General features: G+C 61.0%; 27 protein-coding genes and 1 pseudogene. 8 read left to right on the forward strand and 20 right to left on the reverse strand.

What is annotated here, in order from left to right:
- Window positions 1-201, reverse strand: a pseudogene (locus ACESMZ_RS09500) (ion transporter); the annotation flags it as partial.
- Between the two features lie 118 nt (window positions 202-319).
- Window positions 320-1,675: an MFS transporter gene (locus ACESMZ_RS09505; RefSeq protein ID WP_372972521.1), complete on the reverse strand. Its 1,356-nt coding sequence runs from the start codon at window positions 1,673-1,675 to the stop codon at window positions 320-322.
- A 274-nt stretch (window positions 1,676-1,949) separates the two neighbouring features.
- On the opposite strand from ACESMZ_RS09505, the gene ACESMZ_RS09510 reads away from it, so the two are divergent.
- The 3 genes from ACESMZ_RS09510 to ACESMZ_RS09520 all read left to right on the forward strand — a co-directional run bounded on the left by ACESMZ_RS09510 (window position 1,950) and on the right by ACESMZ_RS09520 (window position 4,666).
- Window positions 1,950-2,411, forward strand: coding sequence for a universal stress protein (locus ACESMZ_RS09510; RefSeq protein ID WP_372956526.1), 462 nt, complete (start codon window positions 1,950-1,952; stop codon window positions 2,409-2,411).
- Between the two features lie 41 nt (window positions 2,412-2,452).
- Window positions 2,453-3,955, forward strand: a complete 1,503-nt coding sequence (locus ACESMZ_RS09515) for an MFS transporter (RefSeq protein WP_372956527.1) — start codon at window positions 2,453-2,455, stop codon at window positions 3,953-3,955.
- 99 nt (window positions 3,956-4,054) lie between these two features.
- A complete protein-coding gene (locus ACESMZ_RS09520; RefSeq protein ID WP_372972522.1) occupies window positions 4,055-4,666 on the forward strand; it encodes an ankyrin repeat domain-containing protein in 612 nt (203 codons plus the stop codon).
- 49 nt (window positions 4,667-4,715) lie between these two features.
- Here the strand turns inward: ACESMZ_RS09520 and ACESMZ_RS09525 are convergent, their stop codons facing one another.
- Together ACESMZ_RS09525 and ACESMZ_RS09530 are read right to left on the reverse strand one after the other, a co-directional pair.
- Window positions 4,716-6,308: an antiporter gene (locus tag ACESMZ_RS09525; protein ID WP_372972523.1), complete on the reverse strand. Its 1,593-nt coding sequence runs from the start codon at window positions 6,306-6,308 to the stop codon at window positions 4,716-4,718.
- Window positions 6,309-6,566: 258 nt separating this feature from the next.
- Window positions 6,567-7,709, reverse strand: coding sequence for an NnrS family protein (locus tag ACESMZ_RS09530; RefSeq protein WP_372956530.1), 1,143 nt, complete (start codon window positions 7,707-7,709; stop codon window positions 6,567-6,569).
- A 110-nt stretch (window positions 7,710-7,819) separates the two neighbouring features.
- On the opposite strand from ACESMZ_RS09530, the gene ACESMZ_RS09535 reads away from it, so the two are divergent.
- Window positions 7,820-8,383 carry a Yip1 family protein gene (locus ACESMZ_RS09535; RefSeq protein ID WP_372956531.1) on the forward strand — a complete coding sequence of 188 codons (564 nt, stop codon included), beginning with the start codon at window positions 7,820-7,822 and terminating at the stop codon, window positions 8,381-8,383.
- 42 nt (window positions 8,384-8,425) lie between these two features.
- Here ACESMZ_RS09535 and trhA read toward each other — a convergent pair whose 3' ends face one another.
- From trhA to ACESMZ_RS09585, 10 genes are all read right to left on the reverse strand, one after another.
- Window positions 8,426-9,091: a PAQR family membrane homeostasis protein TrhA gene (gene trhA / locus ACESMZ_RS09540; RefSeq protein WP_372956532.1), complete on the reverse strand. Its 666-nt coding sequence runs from the start codon at window positions 9,089-9,091 to the stop codon at window positions 8,426-8,428.
- A gap of 243 nt (window positions 9,092-9,334) precedes the next feature.
- Window positions 9,335-10,048 carry a Crp/Fnr family transcriptional regulator gene (locus ACESMZ_RS09545; RefSeq protein WP_372956533.1) on the reverse strand — a complete coding sequence of 238 codons (714 nt, stop codon included), beginning with the start codon at window positions 10,046-10,048 and terminating at the stop codon, window positions 9,335-9,337.
- Between the two features lie 141 nt (window positions 10,049-10,189).
- On the reverse strand, window positions 10,190-11,680 hold the full coding sequence (locus ACESMZ_RS09550) for a cytochrome D1 domain-containing protein (protein WP_372956618.1): 1,491 nt from the start codon (window positions 11,678-11,680) through the stop codon (window positions 10,190-10,192).
- Window positions 11,680-12,543 carry a uroporphyrinogen-III C-methyltransferase gene (gene cobA, locus ACESMZ_RS09555; protein WP_372972524.1) on the reverse strand — a complete coding sequence of 288 codons (864 nt, stop codon included), beginning with the start codon at window positions 12,541-12,543 and terminating at the stop codon, window positions 11,680-11,682. Before cobA ends, ACESMZ_RS09550 begins: the two co-directional genes overlap by 1 nt.
- Window positions 12,544-12,554: 11 nt before the next feature.
- Window positions 12,555-13,754: a heme d1 biosynthesis radical SAM protein NirJ gene (gene nirJ, locus ACESMZ_RS09560; protein WP_372956535.1), complete on the reverse strand. Its 1,200-nt coding sequence runs from the start codon at window positions 13,752-13,754 to the stop codon at window positions 12,555-12,557.
- 118 nt (window positions 13,755-13,872) lie between these two features.
- Window positions 13,873-14,400, reverse strand: a complete 528-nt coding sequence (locus tag ACESMZ_RS09565) for an Lrp/AsnC family transcriptional regulator (RefSeq protein WP_372956536.1) — start codon at window positions 14,398-14,400, stop codon at window positions 13,873-13,875.
- Window positions 14,375-14,863 (reverse strand): Lrp/AsnC family transcriptional regulator, encoded by a 489-nt coding sequence (locus ACESMZ_RS09570; protein WP_372956537.1) that lies wholly within the window; start codon window positions 14,861-14,863, stop codon window positions 14,375-14,377. Before ACESMZ_RS09570 ends, ACESMZ_RS09565 begins: the two co-directional genes overlap by 26 nt.
- Window positions 14,847-15,359: an AsnC family protein gene (locus tag ACESMZ_RS09575; protein ID WP_372956619.1), complete on the reverse strand. Its 513-nt coding sequence runs from the start codon at window positions 15,357-15,359 to the stop codon at window positions 14,847-14,849. The genes ACESMZ_RS09570 and ACESMZ_RS09575 overlap by 17 nt, the downstream gene beginning before the upstream one ends.
- A 29-nt stretch (window positions 15,360-15,388) precedes the next feature.
- Window positions 15,389-15,853, reverse strand: a complete 465-nt coding sequence (locus ACESMZ_RS09580; RefSeq protein ID WP_372956538.1) for an AsnC family transcriptional regulator — start codon at window positions 15,851-15,853, stop codon at window positions 15,389-15,391.
- A 27-nt stretch (window positions 15,854-15,880) separates the two neighbouring features.
- Window positions 15,881-17,608, reverse strand: coding sequence for a cytochrome D1 domain-containing protein (locus tag ACESMZ_RS09585; RefSeq protein ID WP_372972525.1), 1,728 nt, complete (start codon window positions 17,606-17,608; stop codon window positions 15,881-15,883).
- A 215-nt stretch (window positions 17,609-17,823) separates the two neighbouring features.
- Here ACESMZ_RS09585 and ACESMZ_RS09590 point away from each other — a divergent pair, with 215 nt between their 5' ends.
- The 4 genes from ACESMZ_RS09590 to ACESMZ_RS09605 are packed head-to-tail and all read left to right on the forward strand — an operon-like array spanning window position 17,824 to window position 20,604.
- Window positions 17,824-18,183: a c-type cytochrome gene (locus tag ACESMZ_RS09590; protein WP_372956540.1), complete on the forward strand. Its 360-nt coding sequence runs from the start codon at window positions 17,824-17,826 to the stop codon at window positions 18,181-18,183.
- Between the two features lie 23 nt (window positions 18,184-18,206).
- A complete protein-coding gene (locus tag ACESMZ_RS09595) occupies window positions 18,207-19,424 on the forward strand; it encodes a cytochrome D1 domain-containing protein (RefSeq protein ID WP_372956620.1) in 1,218 nt (405 codons plus the stop codon).
- A gap of 51 nt (window positions 19,425-19,475) precedes the next feature.
- A complete protein-coding gene (locus tag ACESMZ_RS09600) occupies window positions 19,476-20,264 on the forward strand; it encodes a CbbQ/NirQ/NorQ/GpvN family protein (RefSeq protein ID WP_372956541.1) in 789 nt (262 codons plus the stop codon).
- Between the two features lie 7 nt (window positions 20,265-20,271).
- Complete coding sequence (locus tag ACESMZ_RS09605; protein ID WP_372956542.1) at window positions 20,272-20,604, forward strand: hypothetical protein; 333 nt, start codon at window positions 20,272-20,274, stop codon at window positions 20,602-20,604.
- A gap of 344 nt (window positions 20,605-20,948) precedes the next feature.
- On the opposite strand, the gene ACESMZ_RS09610 is transcribed toward ACESMZ_RS09605, so the two are convergent.
- From ACESMZ_RS09610 to ACESMZ_RS09635, 6 genes are all read right to left on the reverse strand, one after another.
- The gene (locus ACESMZ_RS09610; RefSeq protein WP_372956543.1) at window positions 20,949-21,188 is read right to left on the reverse strand and encodes a cytochrome C oxidase subunit IV family protein; all 240 of its coding nucleotides are present in this window, start codon (window positions 21,186-21,188) and stop codon (window positions 20,949-20,951) included.
- A 12-nt stretch (window positions 21,189-21,200) separates the two neighbouring features.
- Window positions 21,201-21,776: a cytochrome c oxidase subunit 3 gene (locus ACESMZ_RS09615; RefSeq protein ID WP_372956544.1), complete on the reverse strand. Its 576-nt coding sequence runs from the start codon at window positions 21,774-21,776 to the stop codon at window positions 21,201-21,203.
- A gap of 5 nt (window positions 21,777-21,781) precedes the next feature.
- The gene (locus ACESMZ_RS09620; protein WP_372972526.1) at window positions 21,782-23,605 is read right to left on the reverse strand and encodes a nitric oxide reductase activation protein NorD; all 1,824 of its coding nucleotides are present in this window, start codon (window positions 23,603-23,605) and stop codon (window positions 21,782-21,784) included.
- A gap of 1 nt (window position 23,606) precedes the next feature.
- Window positions 23,607-24,566, reverse strand: coding sequence for a 4Fe-4S binding protein (locus tag ACESMZ_RS09625; protein ID WP_372956546.1), 960 nt, complete (start codon window positions 24,564-24,566; stop codon window positions 23,607-23,609).
- A gap of 62 nt (window positions 24,567-24,628) precedes the next feature.
- On the reverse strand, window positions 24,629-26,044 hold the full coding sequence (locus ACESMZ_RS09630) for a cbb3-type cytochrome c oxidase subunit I (protein ID WP_372956547.1): 1,416 nt from the start codon (window positions 26,042-26,044) through the stop codon (window positions 24,629-24,631).
- Between the two features lie 10 nt (window positions 26,045-26,054).
- A complete protein-coding gene (locus ACESMZ_RS09635; RefSeq protein WP_372956548.1) occupies window positions 26,055-26,504 on the reverse strand; it encodes a c-type cytochrome in 450 nt (149 codons plus the stop codon).
- Between the last annotated feature and the right edge of the window lie 20 nt (window positions 26,505-26,524).

Genomic DNA, 26,524 nt, shown 5'->3' on the forward strand with positions numbered 1-26,524 from the left:
CTCGATCAGGAAGAATACGGTGATGGCATTGTCCATTACCGTCAGGCTGTTCTCCACCAGCGGCGGCAGGTCGTAGGTCTTGGCGCCGATGGTCAGGGCGGACAGGATGATGATGGTGATCACCGCACCCTGGAAAATCTTGCTCGATTCAATACGGCGCAACTGGTGCAACCCGGGCATGGGGCTCAGATCGGCAGACATAACAACAGCTCCGGATGGACAGGACGCGGGGATTCTAATGCCAGTACCCGGTGGGGTATAGGTCTGCCGGAAGAAAATGGGTTTGGCCAGGGGGGGGGCGGAATCGCCCCCCCCTGCCTCAGTCCCGCTCTGGCGGCCGGGGTATGCCGTTATGTTGATGGGTCCGGTTCAGCGGGTAGAACAGGTGCGGGGTGGCCAGCTCCGGCAGGTCGGTCTGCTCCCGGTTGGAGGCCCATTCCTCACGTTCAGCGGTACGTATGGCGTAGTGCATCCAGGCGAGGGCGGCGGCCACGATGACAAACATGAGCATGAAGCTGCTTTGCCAGATGCCGGTCAGGTCGTTGAGGGCCCCGAAGGTGAGCGGCAGAATAAACCCGCCAAGCCCACCGATCATGCCCACCACACCACCCACGGCTCCCACATGGAGCGGGTAGTACACAGGGATGTGCTTGTACACGGCGGCCTTGCCCAGGGACATGAAAAAGCCAAGGGTGAAGATCAGCACGATAAACATGGGCAGGGTCATATCCAGTGTGAAGCGGATGTCGCCGTCGATACCGTGAATGATGTACTCGGTGGGCGGATAACTGAGCAGGAACGTGCAGATCACTGACGCGATAAATGTCCAGTACATCACCCGCCGGGCACCAAAGCGGTCCGACATCCAGCCACCGAGAATCCGGAACAGGGAGGCAGGAACGGTATACAGGGCGGCGATCATGCCCGCTGTCTGGATGTTCAGACCGTAGACGCCAATCAGGTAGTGGGGCAGCCAGAGGGCGAGCGCCACGAAGGCGCCAAACACAAAGAAGTAATAGAGCGCAAAGCGCCACACCCGCAGTTCTTTCAGGGGTTCCAACTGCTCCAGGAAGGATTTGGCTTTTTCGCCCCTGCGCTCACTGGCCAGCGGGTCTTCCCTGGCGGTTAGCAGGAAGACCACGCCCATGACGGCGAGCACCGTGGCATAGATCTGGGCGGTCTGCTCCCACCCGAAGGCCACCAGCAGAAAGGGCGCACCGAAGTTGGTGACCGCCGAGCCCACGTTACCCGCGCCGAAGATGCCCAGGGCCGTGCCCTGACGTTCCGGCTCGAACCAGGCGGCTGTATAGGCCACTCCGACGATGAACGAGCCCCCCGCCAGCCCCACACCCAGGGCGCCCACCAGCAGCATGGGGTAGGTGGTTGCAAAGGTCAGCAGGTATACGCACAGGGCGGTGGTGATCATCAGAATGCCGAACACCCAGCGTCCGCCGTAGCGGTCGGTCCAGATGCCGAGAAAGAGCCGGCTGATGGAGCCGGTCAGGATAGGCGTCGCCATCAGCAGACCAAGCTGGGTGTCCGACAGGGCCAGGTCTTCGGCAATACGGATGCCGATGATGGAAAAGATGGTCCATACCGCGAAGCACAGGGTGAAGGAAAAGGTGGATAACCCCAGCGCCCGGTACTGTTGTGGCCTGGTGGGACTGGTCGTCATGGCTGTGCTCCATTCCTGCATTGCAGACGCTTTAACCATACCAAAGACAGGGTTTTGGCTGGCGGGGCATTGGAGGTACCCCCTGTTGGATGTGTGTGGGTAGGGAAACCGCGCCCTCTGGACGGGAGGTGGTAGGTGCCTGATTTCTCTGGTGGGGTACGCGGGGAAGGCGTTGATATAGATCAAGTAACAGGGTGGCCGGGATGTGGGGTAATGCTGATCGATATCAATAGGCCGCCTGTGAGGCGGTTGATGCTCTCATCAGGAGAAACCCATGAAAATCATGCTCGCCTACGATGGCTCGAGGAATGCCCGGCTGGCCCTTGCCCAGACCATCACCATGTTCCGGGAGCTCAGGCCTCACCTCATCCTGGTGGCCGTAGCGGAAAACCCCCGGGACATTACCTCAGGCAACGAAGACCTGTTCCAGCAGGAAGTGGATGAACTCAAACAGCATCTGAAAGAGGCGATTGCGGTCTGTGAGAACGAAGAGGTGACCTGCGAGACCCTGATGCTGGAGGGTGACCCCCGCAAGATGCTGTTGTACGCCACCGAGAAGAAATTCCAGCCGGACATGCTGGTGATCGCACGTCACAGCCATGAACCGGACGGCGGGTTTATTGCCCGCTCCCTGACCTACTTCGTTGATGAGCTGGATTACATGACTTTCGGCAGCGTGAGCTCGTTTCTCGCCCGCCGTGTTCAGTGCCCGCTTCTTATTCTTCCCAGCCGCTGATTGCGGCCGCTTGTCCGAATTGCTAGCCCAAGGAGGCTGCCATGAAAGTCGCTGACGTGTTCCGCGTCCGCAATCCGGAGGTCAGGGCCCTGCACCTGACCTGGATTGCATTCTTTATAACCTTCTATGTCTGGTTCAACATGGCGCCGCTGGCGTCGAGCATGCTCAAGAGTGTGGACTGGCTGACAAAGGATGACCTGCGCCTGTTCGCCATCTGTAACGTGGCCCTGACCATCCCCGCCCGCATCGTGGTGGGCATGGCTCTTGACCGGTTCGGTCCGCGCCGGGTGTTCTCGGTGCTGATGGTACTCATGTCCATTCCCGCCCTGGTGTTTGCCTTCGGTAACACCATGACCCAGCTGCTGGTAAGCCGCCTGGTACTGAGCTCTATCGGTGCCAGCTTCGTGGTGGGCATCCACATGACCGCCATGTGGTTCAAACCCAAGGACATCGGCTTTGCCGAGGGCTTCTACGCTGGCTGGGGTAACTTCGGCTCGGCCGCGGCGGCGCTTTCCCTGCCTACCATTGCGCTGCATATGTACGGTGGCGAGGACGGCTGGCGCTGGGCCATTGCCCAGAGTGCCATTGTGATGGCCGGCTACGGTGTCTACTACTGGTTCGCCATCACGGATGGCCCCGTGGGCACGGTGCACCGTAAACCCCGCAAGGCCGTTGCGCTGGAAGTCAGCAGCTGGGGCGACATGATCAAGCTGATCCTGTGGACCATTCCGCTGGTGGGCGTACTGGGCATTTTGGTGTGGCGTATCCAGAACATGGGGTACCTGAGCGTCACCTGGGCCATCGTGTGTTACGCCGTGATTGTGGCTATCGTTATCTACCAGGTTATCCAGATTCTGCGGGTCAACATTCCGATCCTGAAAAAGGGTGTGCCCGAGGATGACAAATATCCGTTCAACAGCGTGGCAGCCCTGAACAGCACCTACTTCGCCAACTTTGGCGCAGAGCTGGCCGTAGTCTCCATGCTGCCCATGTTTTTCGAGGAGACCTGGAGCCTCAGTGCCACCGCAGCGGGTATGATCGCGGCCTCATTTGCCTTCGTGAACCTGGTGGCCCGCCCCATGGGGGGGCTGGTGTCTGATCGCATGGGCAACCGTCGTTTCGTGATGCTCAGCTACATGTTTGGTATCTCCGTAGGCTTCGCGCTGATGGGCCTGCTGAACTCCAACTGGCCGCTGATCATTGCCGTGGCAATCACCGTGTTTACCTCATTCTTTGTGCAGGGCGCGGAAGGGGCCACCTTCGGCATCATTCCCTCAATCAAGCGTCGTCTGACCGGTCAGATCTCTGGCATGGCAGGTGCGTACGGTAACGTGGGTGCCGTGGTGTACCTGACAATCTTCACTTTCGTCACTCCGACCCAATTCTTCTACATCATTGCCGGCGGTGCCTTTGTGAGCTGGCTGCTTTGTATCATGTGGCTGAAAGAGCCGGAGAGTGGTTTCTCTGACGAGTACCATGTGTCCTCGGTGGACCTCCAGATTGAAGAGGAAGAGCGCCGCCGCCAGGCGAATGCCACTGCCTGAGCCCCAAGAGGCCAGCGACCCGCCCGGAGAGATCCGGGCGGGTTTTTTTGTCTCTCTGGTAAGCTGGTGTCTGGTGGTAACAACCGGATGGGGGTGGTCATGGCCTGGTTAGACCGTTGGTCAGGTGTCCTGGGTGGTGTGGTGGCAGTACTGGTACTGGCGGGGCTGTGGTTTTTCCTCCAGGAAGGGGAAGACTTTGAGCAGCGGGATCTCCGGGGGCGCACCCCACTGATTGTTGCTGCCGAAGAGGGAGACCTTGAGCGGGTGGAATACCTGCTGGAACAGAACGTCCGGGTTGATGCCGGCGACGATTGTCAGTGGACGGCCATGATGCGGGCAGCGTCAGGCGGACACAGCGAGATTCTGGTCAGGCTGCTGGATGAGGGTGCGGATATCAATCACCGGGAGAAGTCTGGCTATACCGCCCTGATGGGAGCCGCCGTCAACAACCGCCTGGAGACGGCCCGTATCCTGGTGGAACGGGGCGCAGATCTCGATGTTCAGGAAACCGAGAGTGGCCAGACGGCGTTGATGTGGGGTGTACGTAACCGGAACCCGGATATGGTCAGGCTGCTGTTGTCGGCGGGTGCGGATACCGCGCTCACCAACAAGCAGGGTGAGTCGGTCAGGGAGCTGGCACTGCAGGCAAGTGCCGGGGAATCCCCTGCAAGGCTTGAGAAAATTCGGGAAGTGCTGGGGTGCCAGCCATAAAAAAGCCGGCCACGGAGGGCCGGCAAGTGTTGCAGATCAAAGGACGGTATCAGGGGTTCTTGATGTAGGCGTTCTTGCGCAGATAGAACCACCAGTTCACTACCAGGCAGATCGCGTAGAAGACGGCGAAGCCATACATGGCCAGTTCCGGGGTGCCTGCCTTGATCTGCTGACCCATCACAATGGGGGCAATAAAGGCGCCATAGGCGGCAACGGCCGAGGTCCAGCCAAGAACCGGGCCTTTCTGCTGCTGGTTGAAGATAAACCCGATGCTGCGGAAGGTGGAGCCGTTGCCGATGCCGGAGGCCGCGAACAGCACAATGAACAGGATCAGGAACAGCGCAAAGTAACTGTTCGGATCAGTGGAGTTATAGGCCAGCATCATCACGTAACCGGTTGCCACGGACGCCACAACCATCACCGCAGAGATGACCTGGGTGACAATAGAGCCGCCCACCTTGTCGGAGATCCAGCCGCCGACCGGTCGGATCAGGGCGCCCACGAAGGGCCCCATCCAGGCCCAGGTCAGGGCGCTGGGGGCGTCTGGATTGCTGACCCGGGTAACGGTGCCGTCTGCAGCCACTTCCATCATGTTGCCGAAGATAACCGTGATGGACAGGGGCAGCGCTGCGGAAAAGCCGATGAATGAGCCAAAGGTCAGAATGTAAAGCACGGTCATTGACCAGGTGTGCTTGTTGCTGAAGATGGCAAACTGGTTCTTGATGTTGGGCTTGATGTCACCCGGAATCATCCGTAACAGGCCGAGGGTCAGAACGATGGTGAGTGGCAGCGCCAGCCACATGCTCATGACGCTCAGCGCCCAGATGCCGGCCGCAGAGGCCAGCAGGCCGACCCCGTACAGACCCAGGATCTTGCCAAAGGCAGACAGCGGGTGGCCCGGGTTAGGGGTGACCGCTTTCAGGTTGTTCATACCGAACCAGCCGGCGAAGGCCAGGGGGATCAGGAACAGCAGCCACACAAAGCCGGCGTTCTGGATCCAGGTGTCTGTGCCGGCTTCAATACGACCGATCAGTGTGCCGCTGGATTTCTGAAGCTCCATCGGGTCGCCTGCGAGGGCGCCGAAGATGCCCACTGTCATCACCAGGGGAATCAGGATCTGCATGGTGGTGACGCCAAAATTGCCCAGACCGGCGTTCATGCCAAGGCCGTAGCCCTGCTTGCTCTTGGGGTAGAAGGAGCTGATGTTGCTCATGGAGCAGGCAAAGTTACCACCACCGATGCCAGAGAGCAGTGCCAGTGCCTGGAACACGATAAATGGCGTTTCCGGGTTCATCAGCGCCACACCGGTGCCGAAAGCCGGAATCATCAGCAGGGCCGTGGTTAGGAAGATGGTATTTCGCCCACCGGCGATCTTGATCATGAACGACGCCGGTATACGCAAGGTGGCGCCCGCCAGGCCGGCCACCGCCGTCAGCTGAAACAGCTGATCGGTGGAGAACGGAAAGCCCAGATTGCCCATCTGGGTAGTGATCATTCCCCACATCAGCCAGATGGCAAACCCCATCAGCAGGCTGGGTATGGAAATCCACAGGTTGCGGGAGGCAATACGCTTGCCTTTCTGCTCCCAGAATTCTTCGTTTTCGACATCCCAGTGTTCGATGTCGGCGTTGGTTTTGGCCATAGGTCAGGACTCCCTCAGTTAACGTGCCCGATGGCGCCTGTCAGCGGTTTTCGGGTTTCTCCCGTGCATTGTGCAAAGGCGGGCGGGGAGTCATTCTTGATATTTCGCAAGGACAAAGTTTGCCGACCGAGAGTGGTTTTCCGAGGTCCGTCGAGGTCATTTTAAGGGTCAAAAAAGGTTTTATAAAACATAAGGTTATGAAGGTGGTATCACCAACTGGGTAAGGCGTCAGAGGGGCGGGGCAATAGAGGTAGCCAATCATTTCCGGGCACTTGTACCGGTCAGGCGCAACATTATCAGCTGACTGGCCACGACCAGATAGGCCAGGCTCCAGAGAGCCGCCGAGGACCAGAGCAGGCCTGGCTCGGAAAACGGGGCGGAACCAGCGAAATAGCGGGTGATGGCCGCGGCGGAGGTCAGCAGGCCGACCGTCACCGCCTGCCAGGCGGGCGGGAAGCGCCGGTGAGCCCGCTGCCATGCCAGTCGCAACATGACGCCGGTGGAGAGGGTGCCGAGAGCGCCGATGGTAATCAGGTGCAGGGCCGGTGCTGCCGGCTTTCCCGCGAGCAGGTGCCAGGCGGTGATCCCGCTCCCGGCGGCGAGCCAGCTGTAGCCCACTGCCAGTATCAGCAGGTCGGGACGCTCCGGACAGTGCCAGAGCTTCCAGCGAACGGTGCGTAACAGGATCAGGCCCGCCGCCATCAGCAGCACCAGTCCGGTGAGCCACCCCGGCATGGCGAGAAGACTGAGAACCATGGCGCACGCCAGCAGTACAATCAGGGCGCCTTCGACCCGGGGCTGCACACGGGCTGTCAGCGGAATCCCCCTTCGGTCCAGCGTCCCCGCCACGGCGGGCGCAATCAGCCGGCCACCGATAAACGTCATCAGCAGAAGCAGTCCCAGAACGGCCGTTTGCATCAGCTGATAGATGTCGGGTGCAAATGGCCCACTGCGGTACGGCAGCGAGCTGGCAAGCCAGAACCCGGGGGCCAGCAGGCAGATTGTCAGGATCAGCGGTGCCGCGGTCTTATTACGCCATTTTTTCGCGGCACTGAACCGGGGCACCACGTAACGGGCCAGTGCCAGTGCAAAGGCAGGGCTGAGAATCCCGGCATACCAGCTTTCCGGCGCCAGTGACCAGCTGACCCTGGCGGCCAGCCAGAGCGCCAGCAGGGCCAGGAGCCGGGTGCGGGGTTGGGGGCCGAGTGTGTAGCCCGCGATCAGCGCCAGCGCAAAGCCGAAGATCAGCTCGTGCCCGTGTCCGGCGGCCAACAACCCCGGGGGCCATCCGCTGCCGGACGTCACCGCGAGGATAGACAGGGGTACGGCCAGGGCCGCATGCAGGGCGGCCGCCGGGAAGAACAGCCAGAACGCCTGAAGAGTACTCTTGCCCGAAGTCATTCCGGATCCTTGACGGATATAGGGATGGCGCCTAAAACAATAAATGAAATGTATCATAATTTGTGTCAGACATCGGCTGGCAACGGCCGATGGACACAGGAGGTCAGGTCATGAATATCAGCAACCTTGTGCGCTTGCCGTTTGCCAGTGGCGAGGGATGGCGTGAACTGAAACGGCTGAACCTCTCAATCCCCTTACTGGCCTGGGCCGTGGTTGTGCCCATGTCCTTCCTGCCTCCGGTGATGCTCTATTACGCCGGAACCCAGTATGGCGATGCATTCATGGCAGGATTCGGGGACAAGGAATGGCGGCTGATAACCACCATCCTCTTCCTGGCGGAGCTGCTGACCTTCTTTGTGATGGGGTGGCTGATCCGGGCGGTGCTGGAGGCTCAGAAACTGACCATCAGTTACCAGGACGCGTACCTGCTGGCGGCGGTTGCACCGCTGCCGCTCTGGCTGTCGTCACTCGCCCTCTGGGTGCCGGTACTGGCAGTGAGTGTAGTGGCGGTCTTTGTTGGCCTGTTCCTGTCCTGTGCGCTGATTTACCAGGGTGTCCGTTTTCTGTGCGACCGGGGTGACAACGACATCGAAACCATGTCTGCCACCTACACGGTCATGGCCGCATCGGTGCTGGCCTGGGGGGTACTGATGGCAATGGTCTGGGCGTTCTGATGGGCGTCCGGCACCAGGTCAGCGAACCAGCCGAATGGGAGACTAGACCATGTGAGGCAGCACGCCGAAATAGATGGCGCTGAAGTGACAGGCGCTGCCTCCGATGACGAACAGGTGCCAGATGGCGTGCATGTAGGGAATGCGGTCCAGCAGGTAGAACACCACCCCGATTGTGTAGACCACACCGCCGGCAATGGTGAGGTACAGGGCGGTTTCACTCAGGCTGTTCACCAGATCCGCCGAGGCAAAGACAATGAGCCAGCCCATCACCAGATAGATGCCGACACGAACCAGACGGAACCGGTGCCTGAAAAGTACTTTCAGCACCACGCCGGTAAGGGCCAGGGACCAGATGATGGAGAAGAAGGTCCAGCCTACGGTACCCCGCATATTGACCAGCAGGAACGGGGTATAGGTGCCGGCAATCAGCAGGAAGATGGCGCAGTGATCCAGTGTCTTGAAGACTGACCTCAGCTTCGGGCTTCTGCTGCCATGGTAGAACGCGGACGAGAGGTAAAGCAGGATCAGGGTGGCGCCGAAGATGCTGAAACTGGCGACCTTCCAGCCATCCCCCATCTGACTGGCGGCCATCACCAGCACAATGGTCCCGATCACGCTGAGAATGGCTCCGATGCCGTGGGTGGCACTGTTGAGCCATTCCTCAATGCGATGGTGGATGGTGTCGGCGCGGGCTTCGATTATGGTCATGACACATCCGGGGCCGTGTTCAGGTTACTTGGAATTGTTCTCGACAAGCGTATCACAATGACTTCAGCGTGCAGCCTCGAGCGCCGCCTGTCAGCGTACTCCGCAGCACTGTGGCGGCGGATTACCACCATGGCCTGGCAGCCTGGGCACTGCCATATCAAACGGTTGCCGTGCATGCTGAGCTGCTGCGGCGACTTTGTTGCTGATTGATTAAGAAAACGTCAATCGCCTTCGTGTGGCTCCCTAACGGTTTTTGGCGTTCTTGAGGCGGGAGAAGGTGGCTGGCACCACGCCCAGCCAGGCAGCGAGCTGGTTGTCCGGTACCCGCTGGACCAGTTCCGGGTATTCGTCCAGCAGCAGCTGATAGCGCTCCTTTGCCGGCATGGTCTGCTTGCGGAATTCCCGCATGCTGGTCAGCTCTGCCAGTTCTTCGGTCAGCGACAGCGCGAATCGCGCCCAGGCACCGTCACCCCTCGCGGTAACCGCGGCCCGGAAGGCAGGGAAGCTGGCGGTCCAAAGGGAGCAGTTGGTGACGGTGGTCAGGCAAAGGGTATTGCGGCGGGTACGGGTACGGCCGAAAACAGGCCATACCAGGTCACCTTCGGAGAAAAAGTGATGTACTGCGATACGGCCGGACGGTGCCTCCCGGTACAGCCGCATCACACCATGCTGGATCAGGTATACCTGGCTCCACGGGGCGTCATGGGCTTCCAGGGTAGTTTCTGGCTCCAGTTTACGTTGCTGGAACAGCTGGGCCAGGTTGCCCAGAAAGTGGTTGTCCGGCGATTCGCTTTGTTCGTGGTCCAGGCGTATGCCGAATACCCGGCTCAGGCTGTTGGTGAGCGCCAGCGAGGCCGGGGGCGCGGCCCGCTGCAGGAACTCCGGCTGCAGTGAGTCCAGCAGGCAGGGTGACGAGGCCGGGGCATCGTATGCAGTATCTTCGTAGCCTTCGCTCATGATGGGCACCAGAGGCTGAGTGAGTACCCCCGTATTATTCCACTATTCATAATGCATGTTAAGGCAGGTAGCGGGATTGTCATGGAGTGCCTGTCGGCGGCCGGGTTGAAGCGCTGCTCTCCGAGCTCGGTTGCTCGTAAGTCAGTGACTGGTACCTTCCTCATAACGGATCTTGTTCCACACATTGTACTTGCCGGACGGTTTGTTCATGGGAATGCGTTTTTCTTCTTCCAGAGTGTCAGCGTCATAGACAACCACGGCGCCGTCCTCGTCCCAGATACTTAACAGCAGCTTCTCCCCGTAGCGGTCAAACTCCACATGGGCCGCCACCTTGCCCGGGGCCGGCTGCAGGGTCTTGACGATCTCCAGGGTCTGCTTGTCAATCACATGGACCTTATCGCTGTTGGGACCGAAGAACACGTCTACCCAGGCATAGCGGGAGTTCTCGTGGCTGCGCATGAAAAAGCCCGGGCCAGCCGTTTCCAGGGTCTTGATCACCTCCCAGTTGTCCATGTCGATGATGGAGACGGCACCCGCGCGGAAATGGGGCGTTGCCATCACCCGCCTGCCTTCATATTCCCAGGTTATTCCCGAACCCAGGTGAGGCATGCCGGGCAAGGGCAGGTCCGCCACGGTGGTGCCGCTGTCCAGGTTGATCACCATGCCGTGCTTGCCGTCCCGGGCGGCGCCGATCAGGTGGTCGTAACCCGGGTCAAAGAAGAAGTCATCGAGCCAGGTGTCAGTGCGCATTCGCCGGACACTGGCCTGCCCGTTGTCCACGGTGATTTCCCAGGCCTCGGGGATATCCTTCAGGGCCGCAATGAAACTGTTGCGGGGTGGGGCCGTATAGACCGCGCTTACCCGGGACGTCTCATCACCGCTTTCCACCGGGATAATCTCGATCAGTTCAAGGTCCTCGGCATCGAACAGCACCAGGGTTTGGGGCAGGTAATTGGCGGCCATGACGTAGGCGCCATCGGCGGATACGGCAATATTCCGCATGTTGATACCCGCCCGGATCTCGGCGGTGACTTCCAGGTTGTACAGGTCGTACTTGGTGATCCAGCCATCCCGGGACCCGAAATACACAAACCGGCCGTCCGGGCTGTATTTGGGGCCGCCGTGCAGCGCGTAGCGGCTGGCAAACCGGTGGATGGGTTCCATGGTATCGCCGTCCAGCAGGGTGACATGGTGATCACCCAGCTCCACCACCAGGAACAGGTTCATCATGTCCGCCTCGTAGGCGGGCTTGTCAGGCAGGGTGCCGGCCGGGTGGGGCAGCAAGTGGCTGTCAGCAATGTCGTCCTGTGTCCAGGTGGGTGTCGTGGCTGGCGGCTGGTAAATATAGTCAGTCAGAGCGGTAACCGAAGCGTCACTGAGCACATCGCCGAAGGCTGGCATCTGGGTGGCGGGCCGGCCATGGCGGATGGCCTCCTCCGCCTGGGGTTTCTTCAGGCGGGAGAGGTTTTCCGGTAGCAGGGCCGGGCCCATACCCCCGAGGCGATCGCTGCCATGGCAGCTGGCGCAGTGCTGCTGGTACACGGCTTCGGTTTCGGTGTCGCTGGCCGCGAACAGTGCTGCGGGCAGTAACAGGCTGGTCGCCAGCATCAGCAGGGATTTCTTGCCTGGCATCATGCGGGCCGGCCTCCCGAGGAGAGGGCCGGGTGCCGGGCGGGAAAGCTGGCCCGTTCGCCGGGGGCAGGCTGGGCCAGTGACTCTGCCAGTTTTACCACCTCCCCGACGATAATCAGGGTGGGGGGCTGGAAGCCTTCCCGGATGATGGTGGCTTCAAGCTCTGCCAGGGTGGTAACCGCCATATGTTGTTGTGGTGTGGTGCCGCGCTCCACCAGGGCCACCGGACAGCGCCGGGATAAGCCATGGGCGGTGAGCTCCCGGACAATGGTCGGGGCATTGTGCAGGCCCATATAGAACACCCGGGTCTGGTTCGGGGCCGCCAGCACCTGCCAGTTCAGCTCCAGTGAGTGATCGGCCTTGCGGTGCCCGGTCACGAAGGTGACGCTCTGGGCGTAATCCCGGTGGGTCAGGGGAATGCCACAGTAAGATGCGCAACCGGCTGCGGAGGTAATGCCCGGAACCACCTGGAAGTCGATGTCGTTCTCCACCAGGAATTCGGCTTCTTCGCCACCCCGGCCGAAAACGTAGGGGTCGCCGCCCTTGAGGCGTACTACCCGGCGCTGGCGGACCGCCAGCTGCACCAGCAGTTCGTTGGTTTCCTCCTGGGGAACGTAGTGGCAGCCGCTGGCCTTGCCCACATGGATCAGCTCGGCCTTCGGGTTGACCAGTTCCATGATCTCGGGGGACACCAGCCGGTCGTAGACGATGGCGTCCGCCTGCTGGATCAGCATCAGGGCCCGCAGGGTCAGCAGACCCGGGTCGCCGGGGCCGGCACCGACAATGGCCACTTCCCCCACTCGCAAGGGCTGCTCCGCCATCTGGAATTCCACCAGGCATTTCTTGTGTGGGCGCTTGTTCATGGCGTGGTTCCTTACAGGTTGTGGACCGGGATTTCGATGGCCTGGGCGGCCACGCGGCGAGGCAGGTCGTCCACCACACCGATTTCCTCGTTGGTGAGGTAGCAGCCGGGGTCTTCTTCCCAGAAGTCCCCTGTTACGTTGTAGGCCCGCACCCGGGTGTTGCCGTTGCAGATGGCCAGGAATCTACAGTCGGCGCAGCGCCCCTTGACCGGCCTGGGGTGCTGGCGGAAGCCCTGCATCAGCGGATCCTGTGTTTCGGACCAGATTTTCGAGAAGGGGGTCTGCCGGACATTGCCCAGGTCGTGGTCCCACCAGAAGGTGTCCGGATGGACCACACCGAGGTTGTCGATGTTGGAAATATTGACGCCGGAGGCATTGCCACCCCAGTTGGTGAGCCGCTCGGTAAGGGCGTCCACCTGGTCCGGGTAGTGCTCTTTCGCCCATTCGATCAGGAAGGGGCCATCGGCATCGTTGTTGCCGGTGACGTATTCCCGCTCAATGCCCCGTTTGAGTTCGTCGTGACAGTGGTTGAACAACAGGTTCATGGCGTCCCGGGTCATGTCATACCAGGCATCGCGCTTGCGATTGCGGCCGCCACGGCCGGAATAGTTCAGGTGGGAAAGGTAGAACTTGTCGATGTTGTGCTCGTCGAGCATCTCCAGCATGGCCGGCAGTTCGGGGTAGTTGTCCTGGGTGAGGGTAAAGCGCAGCCCCACCTTGATGCCCGCTTGCTTGCACAAGGCGACCGCGTGCATGGACTCGCGGAAGGCGCCCTTTTTCTGGCGGAAAGTGTCGTGGGTCTGTTCCAGGCCGTCGATGCTGATGCCCACATAGTCGTAGCCGACGGCGGCGACCCTGTCGATGTTCTCCTCAGTGATCAGGGTGCCATTGGTAGACAGGCCCACGTAGAAGCCCATCTGTTTGGCGCGATGGGAAATATCGAAGATATCCGGGCGCATCAGCGGTTCGCCCCCCGACAGGATTAGCACCGGTACGCCGTAGGCCTTCAGGTCGTCCATCACGGTATAGACTTCTTCCGTGCTCAGCTCACCCTTGAAATCGATGTCGGCGGAGATGGAGTAGCAATGTTTGCAGGTCAGGTTGCAGCGCCGGATCAGGTTCCAGATCACCACGGGAGCGCGGGGCTTTGGCACCGGGCGTACCGGGGTGGGGGTCATCAGGCTCTTGATGTAACGGGTCATGCGGAACATGGTTTCTCTCTCTCATCGGGAGTGGCTTTCCTGCCTCTCCGGGTTGGCCTTTGCCGGCTCTTTGCCCGTTCACTATCGCCCCGGGGGCGGTGTGACTCCATACCTTTGATGGAGTACTTCAGGAGGTAGCTTTCTCTTTTCGCAAACGTAAACCAGTCTTTTTCAGGATGGCGGAACTGTACAGAACGGTGTCTCCTGCCGAGGTGTCACCCAGCAGTTCGCGGATTTGCCCCGCCTTGGCTTCCACTTCGTCCCGACTGGTGCCGTGCACCATGGCAAACAGGTTGTAGCTCCAGTACGGCAGGTGCCGTGGGCGCCGGTAACAGTGGCTGACAAAGGGTAGCTCGCCTACCCGCTGGCCCATGTCTGAAATGGCATCGTCGCGCACGTCCCAGACGGTCATGCCGTTAAACCGGTAGCCAAGCTGGTAGTGGTCCGGCACCGCCGCCACCCGCCGGATCACGCCGTTTTCCTGCATGCGCTGGAAGCGCATCAGCACATCGTCGGCGTCCAGGCCCAGTTGTTCTCCCAGAGCGCTCCAGGGGTCCGGGACCAGGGGCAGTCCGGCCTGAGTGGCCAGAACCAGTTGCCGGTCCTGCTCATCCAGCCGGGGGCTGGCCTCAGACCGGGAAGTACAGGTGGACATGGAATTCCTCCTCCTTGGGCATGTTGTAGACCGGGTAACCCGTTGCGGTCTCTATATCGGCGATGACCCTTTGAATGTCCTCGGGGGTTTCCGTCGCCAGTACAAACCACATGTTCAGGTCGTGTTCCCGGCGGTAGTTGTGGGCCACCTCATCGAACCGGTTCACCAGTTCGGTAACGCGGTCAAAATCAGCATCCGGCACTCTCAGTGCAGCCAGGGTCAGCCCGCCGCCCATTTCGCCGGCGTGGAACATGGGGCCGAAGCGGGTCAGGACCTTGCGCTCAAGGAGGTTCCGCAGGGTTGCGAGCAGTTCGGTCTCGCTGATGCCCAGCTCCTCCGCTATGGCAGCATAGGGATAACGCACCAATGGCAGGCCGGACTGCAGGCGGTTGATCACCGCCCGCTCTGGCCCGGTGAAGGGGGTGGCGCCGCCGGCATCCTGTCGCTCAGTCACGGCCGACATAACAGGCTCCCCGTTGCCGGTACGCCCGGGTGCTGAATAGAACCGCATGGGGGGTCTGCTCAAGGCCCTGGTCAGCAATCAGACTGTCCAGCTGGGCCAACACCCCTGGCCGGTCAGTGCCATGAATCATGCAGAACAGGTTGTAGGGCCAGTCCGGGACACGCCGGGGGCGTTGGTAGCACAGGGTGACAAATGGCATTGCGGCCATGGCCTGGCCGGTGGCGTGTACCTGATCATCGGATATGTCCCAGACCACCATGGCGTTGGCGGTGTAGCCCAGGGTGCGGTGTTTCACCACAAGGCCCAGCCGCTTGATCAGGCCCTGTGACTGCCACTGCCGGACCGCAGCCATGACTTCACCTTCCGTCAGTCCCGAGCGCTCGGCCAGGGTCTGGTATGGCCGCGGTGTCAGCGGAAGCCCCTTTTCCAGTTCCCGCCGCAGTCGCAGCAATCCCCAGGCGCTGACGGAACCGCCGCCGGTTGTCTCGGGGGCGATGGCCAGGTATTCCGGTGAGGGTGGCAGGATCACGGCAGAGCCTCCCAGTCGATATCGAAGCCCAGGTCAATGTGGTACCCCTCCACCATGGGGAGGCGCAGCATCGGCAGCCTGAGCTGTTGTTCCAGTTCATCCAGACGGTCTTCCAGGACGGCTTCGTCCGGTGCGGTCATGACAAACCAGAGGTTGTAGGTGTGCTCCCGGGCATAATTGTGATTCACCCCGGGGGCACGGTTGATGCGGGCGGCCACCAGGTCCAGTTGCTGTTCCGGTGCCGCCACCGCAGCCAGCAGGCTGGCGCCTGCCCGGCTGTGTTCGAAAACGGGGCCGACCCGGCTGAGCACCTGGCGATCCTGGAGTGATTGCAGGCGCCCGATGACCTCGTCCTCAGTGATGCCCAGCTGCCGGGAAATGTCCCGGAAGGGCCGCTCACACACGGGAAGGTCCCGCTGGTAGAAGTCGATCAGTTGCCGGTCAGTGGCATCCAGTTTCATGGGTTATCTCCTCCGGGCCGGCACTGGTCAGTACACGTCGTGCTGAGTGTTGTAGACGTTGAACTTGCCAGTCGGTGTCACCAGCCGTTCATCGGTGATCACCTTCTTGAGTTCACGGGTCTTGTCGTCCACCACCACCAGGGCGGATTTCTTGTCCTGGGTGTTCCACACCGAGAACCAGACTTCATCACCCTTCACGTTGTACTCTGGCTGAACGACCCGCTTCGGGCCTTCACCCAGGTCCGCCCACTCGGCGATGGGCAGTACTTCGTAGCCGGCTTCCAGGTCGTTGATATCGAACACGGCAACGCTCTGGCTGATGGTTTCAGCCGGGTTCAGCGCGGTGTCGACCCAGAGGTTGCTGGATTCCGGGTGGGTCTTGATGAACAGCGAACCGCCGCCCTGGCCGTCCAGGGTCCGCACTACCTTCCAGGCCTTGTCCGGGTGACCTTCCGGGTCGGTGCCGATCATCTGGATAGTGAGATCGCCCAGGTGGCTGGTTGCCCAGACCGGGCCATGTTCCGGGTCCACGAAGTTGGCGCCGCGACCGGGATGGGGGATCTTGCCCACATCCACAATGGCTTCCAGGTTACGGTCCTGGGAGTCCACCACGGCAATCTGGTCGGAGTTGTTGGCGGCGGTCATGAAGTAACGCATGCTGGCGTCCCAGCCGCCATCATGCAGGTACCGGGAAGCATCGATGTTTGTGATGGAGAGGTTGTCCAGGTCCTCATAGTTCACCAGCATGATCTTGCCGGTTTCCTTCACGTTGACGATGAACTCAGGATGCTTGTGGGAGGCGACAATGGCTGCAACCCGTGGCTCCGGGTGATATTCCTGGGTGCCCACGGTCATGCCCCGGGTGCCGACAATCTTCTTCGGCTCCAGGGTCTGGCCGTCCATGATTACAAACTGGGGTGGCCAGTAGGTGCCGGCGATGGCCAGCTTGTCTTCCCAGCCCTTGTATTTGGAGGTTTCCACCGAGCGGGCCTCCATGCCGACCTTGATCTTGGCGACGGTATCGGGCTCTTCCATCCACAGGTCGATCATATTGACCAGGGCATCCCGGCCGATAACGAACACATACCGCCCGGAGGCCGACATACGGGAGATATGCACCGCGTAGCCGGTGTTGATGATGTGGGCGATTTCGTGGGTATCGCCGTCAATCAGGGCGACCTGGCCGGCATCACGCAGGGTCACGCTGAACAGGTTTTCTAGGTTCAGGTCGTTCATCTGTTCGGTGGGCCGGTCCTCCGGAGGAATCACCACTTCCCAGGTGGCCCTCATCTCTTCCAGCCCGTACTCCGGCGGTTGGGGTGGCTCGTGCATGACGTACTTGGCCATCAGCTCCACTTCTTCTTCGGTGAAGTCACCGGAGGTCAGCCAGTTCGGCATGCCCGCCGGCGAGCCATAGCTGATAAAGGCCTTGAGGTAGTCGATGCCTCTTTCCTGGGTAACGTCCGGGGTCAGGGGCTTGCCGGTTGCGCCTTTACGAAGTACGCCATGGCACCCGGCACAGCGTTCGAAGTAGATCTGCTTGGCCTGCTCGAACTCGGCGTCGGTGAGGTCGGGAGCACCCGGCGTGCGAACCACCTTGGCCGATCCCGGATCAATCGGGCTAGGTGTGCCCTCATAGGCTGTCGAGGCCGGGTCGTCTGGGTGCTTGGTGGCCTCATCGGCTGCCAGGGCGCCAAACGACGCTACGGCAACCGCAAGTGCCAGTGGCTTGATAAACGGGTTGGTTACTCTCATCAGGTTCTCTCCTTGGATTAAAGAGTCCCTCTAGGTTTCGCCTGTTTCGCTGTATAAACATTGATCAATGTCAGGGGTGGCATGTTTGTGTGCGCACTACCCAAAGGTGGGTATACCCAAAGAGTGCTGGTATCGGGCAGGGCTTTTAACCATGATCAAGGATGTGTCTTTAACCGGTTGTCAGGATGCCATTGACGGGCGGAGAGGAGCAGGACTTGGAAACATCAGCATCAGGTAGAAACCGGCTTGGCTGGGTAGTGGTTGCCGCGTTAACCGGGGTGTTTCTGGCCCCTGCCCACGGGGAGGATCACGCAGGTCCCAAGGGCAAGGCTGAACTGGCCAATATGGTCATCCAGGACTGCGGTTCCTGCCATGGCCTGAAGCTCAGGGGTGGTCTGGGTCCTCCCCTGCGCCCGGGCGATCTGGAGCACCTGCCGGAAGCGGCGGTGGCAGCGATCATCCGGGAGGGTGTACCCGGCACTGCCATGCCCCCCTGGAAAGCGCTGCTGTCCGCCGAGGAGATTCGCTGGATCAGTGAGCAGCTCAAATCCGGCAGTCTGATAACGCCCGAATGACTACTCTGAAGGAAGGATTCGCCATGGGCTTCAGCACAACCTCGACTTTTCGCCTTTCGCTTGCGTTACTGGTCCTGCTTTCACTGGCCGGCTGCCAGTCCTGGTCCGGCGCTTCCGGGCAGGCAGGACTGATGGGCACAGGGGACCTGGGGCTGATTATCGAACGGGCTTCCGGGTCGGTTCTGGTGGTCAATACCACCCGCCATAAGGTGCTGGGCCGGATAGAGGGCCTGGGGGACCTGTCCCACGCCTCGGTGGTCTACTCCCGTGATGCCCGCTATGGGTTCGTCTTCGGGCGGGATGGCGGTCTGACCAAGGTGGACCTGCTGACCCGCTCCATTGTGGACCGGGTGATCCAGTCCGGTAACAGCATTGGCGGTGCCATTTCCCAGGATGGCCGTTATGTTGCCGTCTCCAACTATGAGCCCGGTGGTGTGAAGGTTTTCGACAGTGAAACCCTGGAACTGGTAGCCGACATTCCGGCCACCTGGACCAACGAACAGGGCGAGACCGCCGAGTCAAAGACCGTTGGGCTTGTGGATGCACCGGGCAATCAATTCGTTTTCAGCCTGTTTGACGCCGGCGAAATCTGGACCCTGGATATGGTTGACGGTGAGGCCAATGTCACACGCCACAAAGCCGGCAAGGCGCCTTACGACGCCCTGATCACCCCGGATGGCCGCTTCTATATTGCCGGCCTGTTTGGTGAGGATGGCCTCTCCATGCTGGATTTGTGGGAGCCAGAAGCCGGCGTCACCGAGATCCTGCCGGGCTACGGCAAGGGTGAGCAGCAGCTGCCGGTCTACAAGATGCCCCACCTGGAAGGCTGGGCCATTGCCGACGGCCGCGCCTTTGTGCCGGCGGTGGGCCACCACCAGGTGCTGGTGGCCGATATGAATGACTGGTCCCTGGTGGACCGGATTCCAGTGCAGGGCCAGCCGGTGTTCGTCATGGCCAGCCCGGACAACCGCCAGATCTGGGTCAGCTTTGCCCACCCGAAGAACGATGTGGTACAGGTGATTGATTCCAGGACCCGGGAGATTGTCCGCACCCTGGAACCCGGCAAGGCGGTGCTGCATATGGAGTTCACCCCCCGGGGCGAGGAAGTATGGGTGTCTGCCCGGGACAGCAACCGGGTCACCGTGTACAACACCCGTACCCTGGAGCCGGTGGCGGAGCTGGACGCGGAAAAGCCCAGCGGCATTTTCTTTACCAGCCGGGCCCATACCCTGGGCTTGTGAATACAGGGGCCTGACTGGCTGATCAATTCGTTTATCAGGAGATTTCTCCCAATGACCTTCTACCAACCGGTGGGTAACGAGATCGAACTCTTCCAGGCGGCCGCCGACAACGGCTTGCCGGTACTGATCAAGGGGCCTACTGGCTGCGGCAAGACCCGCTTTGTCCGCTACATGGCGGAGCAGCTGGGGCGCCCGGTGTATACGGTGGCCTGCCATGATGACCTTACTGCCGCCGACCTGGTGGGGCGCCACCTGATCGGCCCGGAAGGTACCTACTGGCAGGACGGCCCGCTGACCCGGGCCGTGCGGGAGGGGGGTATCTGCTACCTTGATGAGGTGGTAGAAGCCCGCAAGGACACGACCGTGGTGCTGCATCCGCTGGCGGATGATCGCCGGGAGCTGCCCATTGAGCGCACCGGTGAGGTACTGACAGCTGCCCCCGGCTTCATGTTGGTGGTGTCCTACAACCCTGGCTATCAGAGCCTGCTCAAGGGTATGAAGCCCAGTACCCGGCAGCGTTTCGTGTCCCTGAGTTTTGACTACCCGGAGGCGGAAGCGGAGCAGTCCATTGTGATGGAGGAGTCCGGTTGTGACCGGGAGCTTGCTGGCCAACTGGTGAACCTGGCCCAGTCGGTGCGGAACCTGAAGGACCATGACCTGGAAGAGGCGGCTTCCACCCGCCTGCTGATTCACACAGCCCGGCTGGTCAAGGCGGGTGTGCCGGTTACCGACGCGTGCCGTGCCGGCATGATTGAGCCTTTGTCCGACGACGAAGCAACCGTCAGCGCGCTTATGGAGGTGGTGTATGCCGTATTCAGGAGGCCAGGCGAAAGCCGGTAGTGGGGCCGTGGTGCCGGTTATCTGGTATCTGCTGAATCTGTTGGCGTTGCCGGTTATCGGCTTTGCGGTGCTGGTGTGGCTGTATCTGCGTTCGGCGGAGATGCCGGCGCTGCGGCGGGCCCATGCCCGGGCGGCCTTTTATATGTCGATTCTCGGTGCGGTGCTGATTTTCAGTGGTGTGGCGGGGTTCTGGCTGGCTTTTGGCAATACCGGGAATTTCTGGACCGGGGCGATTGTGTGGGCCATCGTGCTGCATACGAGTTTTGTTTTGTGGGGGATGATTGCCCTGGCCCAGGCTATTGGGGATAAGCCGCCTTATTTTCCTCGGCGGTTTGTTTGAGTCCGCGACGCCTTCCTGGATCCTGACAGTTAGGGGGAGGGAGCGACCGGGACATGGTTTCCGAAACACGCTCCTTCCGGCACATCCATGTGTTGCTTGGGCTCCGCCGTCCCTGGCTCCGCACAGTTTCGGAAACCATGCCCCGGTCCCTCCCAGGATACCTTCGGGTATAGGCCGCGGCTGGGTGTTTGTCCTCAGGCGAGCAGGAAGTTTGTAGGGATTGGTCGGGAAGGCTTTTCCAGAACTGTGCGGAGCCAGGGATGGCGGAACCCAAGCGACACACGGACGTGCCTTTAGGAGCGTGTTCTGGAAAAGCCTTCCCGACCAGTCCCCTGCACCAGAAGTTACAGCACCCACCGAACTCCCGCCAAAGCCGCAACCACAACCACAGCCCAGCCCTGGGCTGCCAGCCGCCACCCCCGCGGGGCATGTTTCATTTCCATAAAGTGATCCACCAACAGGATGGCCTTGATGAGGACCAGGGTGAAGACCATCCAGACCAGGACGGTTGCGTCAGCGCCCAGTTGCAGGGCGATAACCGGGGCCATGGTGCAGGCCAGCAGGACCAGGTATACGGTTGCCATTAACCGACCTCCTTATGCCAGCACGTAGAGCATGGGAAAGAGCACCAGCCAGACCAGGTCCACCATGTGCCAGTAGGAGGCGCCGGACTCCATGCCGTTCATGTCGTCACCGTTGTAGTCGCCGTTCTTCACCTTGACCGCCAGCACAACAAGAATGATCTGCCCCAGCACCACATGCATGAAGTGGAAGAAGGTGAGGAAGAAATAGAACATGAAGAAGGTATCCGTCCCCAGGTTATAGCCGCTGCCATATAACTCCACGTACTCCCACAGCTTGCCGAAGGTGTAGATGGACGAGGCGGCGATAGCCCCCCACAGCAACGGGGCGACGTGGGTTTGTCGGTGGCGCAGGCGGTGTACGGATACCGCCACCAGGTAGCTTGCGGTGATCAGGCCGAAGGTGTTGATCAGGCCTGTCCAGGGGTGCAGGGCCTCGCGGCCGGCGGCGAATGTGTCCGGGTCCAGGCTGCGGGCGACGCCGAAACCGATGAAGAGGATGCCGAACACGGCCAGTTCCGCGAAGATGAAGAACCACACGGCGAGGTCGCCGGGCAGGTGTCGCTGGTTTCCGGTGGGGACTGTTTCCATGGCCGTCATCGGGTCAGGTTCATGTAGAGTTTCGGCAGTTGGAGCGGCAGCTGCACCGGGTCCTTTATGACCACGAAGTTGTTGCTGCCGAACACGTAGGGCAGGTACTCGCTGGCGTCGTCGTCGATGGTGACGCAGAACGGGGTCAGCCCCGCCCTGTAGGCCTCCTGCACCGCCATGCGGGTGTCTTCCACCCCGTAGCGGCCCTCGTACAGGTCCAGGTCGTTGGGTTTGCCATCGGTGAGCAGCAGCAGGATTTTCTGGTGTTCATGGCGGCCCTGCAGCAGCCGGGTGGCCTGGCGAATGGCAGCACCCATTCGGGTGTAGTAGCCCGGCTCCAGGGCCTGGATGCGGCCGCGGCTGATGTCACAGTAGGGTTCGTCAAAGGCCTTGATGTGGTGGAAGCGGATATGGTCCCGGCGCCGGGATGAGAACGCGAACAGGGCAAACGGATCCCGGCTGGCCTGCAGGGCCTCGCTCAGCAGCTGCAGACCGTCCCGGGCAATGTCGATCACCCGTTGGCTGTTGTTGATGTAGGTATCCGTAGACATGGAGATGTCCGCCAGGATCAGGCACGCCAGGTCCCGCTGGTTCTGTTTGCAGCGACGGAAGAGTTTCTGGTCGATTTCGCCGATACCCCGGCGCTGCTGGACTTCCCGTTCCATGCAGGCGTCCAGGTCGAGCTCCTCCCCTTCGGTCTGGCGACGTTCCCACTGGCGCAGGGGCTTCAGGGCGCTGAACTGACGTCGCAGGCGCATGGCGGACCGACTCAGGTGGACCGGCAGGGGGGAAGGAACAGAGTCCTTGCTCAGCATGGGCTGCAGGCAACAGAACTTTTCCCGGTAGCCCTGGCTGCGCCAGTCCCATTCCGGCAGGTGAATGCCGGGGCCCAGGTGCAGGTCGTCGTTCTCCTCCGAAGGCAGGTCCAGGTCGAACTTGATGGCGGAGGAGGCCTCCCGGCGGTCGCTGGAGACCGAGATCATGTCCATGTCATCCGCGACCGAGTCCGCGTCTTCCTCTTCGGTATCGTCACTGGCGCGGTCGACGGGAATGAACTCACTCCAGGAGAACAGGCTCTCCAGCCGGAACAGCATCAGCCCCTGGTCCTTGTCAAAGGCGTCCACCCGTTCCGCCCGCCGTCGCTTGCGTTTTTTCTCCAGCCCGCCGGGTTTCGAGCTCATGTTGTCATCACCGATGATCTGGCCGGTCAGTTTGCCCGGGGTCATGGTGGGGTAGAGCCAGACAATCACCGGCCAGGGGTCGGAGTCTGCCGCCGGCAGGGCTTCCACGCTGCCGGGATGGATCAGGGCCTGGCGAATGGCCTTTTCCCGGCGACTTTCGGCGGCGGGCAGGGTGGCCGGGTTCGGGCGCCACTGCAGGGTGTGGCGAACCAGCCGCTGATACACCGGTTCCAGTCCCGGAAAGCGGCCCAGCAGGGTCTGCACCATGGCCTGGTTGCCGGTCAGCCAGTCTTCGTCTGTACACTCGCCCCGGGACGCGAGGGCCGCGAGCCACAGGTACAGGTCCCGGTTGACCCGTTTCGAGGGGAACAGGGCCAGCCGGTCCGGCAGGCGCAGGCTTTGCTCATCCCGCCAGGCCAACTCGAATTTCCTGTGGGTGCCGGCCAGTTTCTGCAGTAAGCGGCGGCGGGTACGAAAATGGCGGGGTTCGGCCACCACGAGGCTCAGGGCCGGGTCACCCCCCATGGCACGGAACAGCAGCCCAAGGGTCCGGGCTTCATCCTTGAGATGAACCGCGTACTCGGGGAATTCTCCCATCGCCTGGCGGGTGATGTATTCGTGCCATTTGAAGCCTACCCACTCTTCCATATCAACTCCCCCGGTTCAGGTGTGTCGTTGCTGTGGTGTCGAGCTGACGCATTGGTATCAGTACGGTTTGTCGCCCCGGGGTGCCGGGCTCCCAGGTCAGCAGAGAACCCTCCGGGTTGTCCTTCTGCACCTCGCGGCAGGCGCTGACGCATTGCAGGCACTGGGTGCAGGAGAACTTCGCCCGCTTGTGGCTGCGGGTGGGCAGCCGCATGGGGCAGGCCTCGTCACAGGCCTTTGTGCAGTCCCGGCAGGCAGCGGCCCGCCTGGTATCAAAGGTGACCACCGGCCCCCGACCGTTGGCCATCCAGGCAATGCTCTGTACCAGCCCGAAGGCGCAGCCGTATTTGCAGAAGAGGTGCCGGGCAAACAGGAAATCGAAGGTAAACACCGCCGTCGCAACCGCCAGGAAAATGGCGGGGTAACGGCTCAGTTCGCCGGTCACCAGGTCTGTGTACAGCGGGATGGGCGGCAGCAGGTAAGAAAGCAGGGCGAGTGCCCAGGCGAAACCGATCAGCGCGCATACCAGGGTCAGCCCTGTCCAGTGTAAAGCCTTGCCAGTATTGCCTTTCTTCAGGGCCTCCCAGAGCGTGGGCCGGCCGGTTATGCGGGTCATCAGGTCGTTGATGGTCTCGACCACGGAAAAGTGCGGGCACAACCAGCCACAGTAGATGCGCCCCCACCGGAAGGAAATCCACAGTACCAGGGGTACCAGAACAAGAATGGGCAGAACGAACCAGAGCAGGATCTGGCCAGCGACTTCCGTCGGTGTACTCTGGCTTACCCAGGCCAGGTCCAGGTTGAACGACAGGGGAAAGCCGAGCACGACAAACCGGGTTTCGGTGAGGTCGTAGCGAAAGAGGTTGAGCACGGGCGCAAGCAGGAACAGCAGAAAGAAGGCGCTGCGGGAAATCAGGCGCTTCTGCTGGAGAGTGTCCTTGCGGTTGACGGTTTGCGCATGCACAACACGGGTCCGGATAGTGAGGGAATGGCCGGGGCCCGAAGGCCCCGGCGGTTAGTTGCCGGTCAGGCGTCTGCGGTGGCGGGTCCCCGGACTTCTTCGGCAGGGCTTGCGGCACCCTTGATGAAGAAACTGCCAAGGTACACCACCAGGCCAGCCATGAAGAAGGCACCGGCCACGAACCGCATCCAGTAGAAAATGGCGATCTGATCCTGGCCCGCCATGAACGACAGGGCGTCTCCGCTTTCCGGAATGCGCTGCAGCCAGACCTGGAGCACACCTGCTGCGGTCAGGAACAGGGTGATGAACACCATGGAGATGGTCATCAGCCAGAAGCCCCACATTTCGACGATCTGGGCCGTGTTGCTGTTGCCGTAGGGTCGGCCCCGCATGATGGGCACGGCATAGGAAATGATGGTCAGCACAATCATCACGTAGGCGCCGTAGAACGCCATGTGACCGTGGGCCGCCGTGATCTGGCTACCGTGGGTATACCAGTTCACCGGTGCCAGGGTGTGCAGGAAGCCCCATACGCCAGCCCCGAGGAACGCCATCACGGTGGTGCCCATGGCCCACAGCAGGGCGGCCTTGTTGGGGTGGTTGCGGCGGCGACGGTTGATCATGTTGAAGGCGAACACCACCATCATGAAGAACGGCAGCGGTTCCAGTGCGGAGAACACGGAACCCAGCCACAGCCAGTACTCGGGCGGCCCGATCCAGAAGAAGTGGTGGCCGGTGCCGATGATGCCGGTAATCAGTGCCATGGCAACGATCACGTACAGCCATTTCTCGATGACTTCCCGGTCAACACCCGTGAGCTTGATCAGCACATAGGCCAGAATGGCACCCATGATCAGTTCCCACACCCCTTCAACCCACAGGTGAATGACGAACCACCAGAAATATTTGTCGGTGGCGAGGTTGCCTGGGTTATAGAAAGCAAACAGCCACAGTACTGCCAGGCCAACCAGACCGGTCATCAGCACAATGTTGACCACGGTCTTGCGGCCTTTCAGGGCGGTCATCATCACGTTATAAAGGAAGCCGCCGACCACCAGCAGTATCCCGAATTTGGTGATGGTGGGCTGTTCAAGGAATTCCCGCCCCATGGTGGGGAAGTATTCGTTGAAGGTCAGCTCCGCCAGCCGGGCATAGTCCACGAGCAGGTAGCCCAGAATGGTCAGGGTGCCGGCAACGGCGAATACCCAGAACAGAATCCACGCCAGCAGCGGGCTGTGCAGTTCCGTCTGGGATTCCTCGGGCACCATGTAGTAAGTCGCCCCCATAAAGCCGAACAGCAGCCAGACAATCAGCAGGTTGGTGTGCACCATCCGCGCCACGTTGAAGGGAATTTCCGGGAACAGGAAGTCACCCACAACGTACTGGAGCCCCAGGATCAGGCCGAACACGATCTGGCCGGCAAACAGGATCAGGGCAAAGATGAAGTAGGGCATCGCTACCCTTTGTGATTCGTATTTCATGTCAGTGCCCTCAGCCTTCGATATTGGGTGGCCAGTCGTTGTCGTCGATCTTGGAGGTCCACTCCAGGAACGCCGCCAGGTCTTCAATCTCGTCATCGGTCAGATTGAAGTTCGGCATTTGCCGACGCCCGGGAACGTTGGTGGGCATGGCGTTCATCCAGGCCTTCATGTATGACTTGAAGACCTCGGTGTCACCACCGCCACGGCGATCGAATACGTTCCCCAGTTCGGGGGCGAAGTAGGCCCCTTCACCCATGATGGAATGACACCCCACGCAGTTGTTGTCTTCCCACAGATGTTTGCCGCGAACCACCTGATCGGTCAGCTGGTCACGGTTGTCCCGTTCGGGCATCGCCCTCACCTGGGTGTCCAGGGTCAGGGCCAGGAACAACAGGATGAAGAAGACACTTCCTCCCAAATAGATGTTCCTGGCCATGCTTTTGGTAAAGCGTTCGGCCATAGCGCTCTCTCCATGGTTGT

Source organism: Marinobacter sp., from assembly GCF_041690615.1.
Classification (GTDB): Bacteria; Pseudomonadota; Gammaproteobacteria; order Pseudomonadales; family Oleiphilaceae; genus Marinobacter.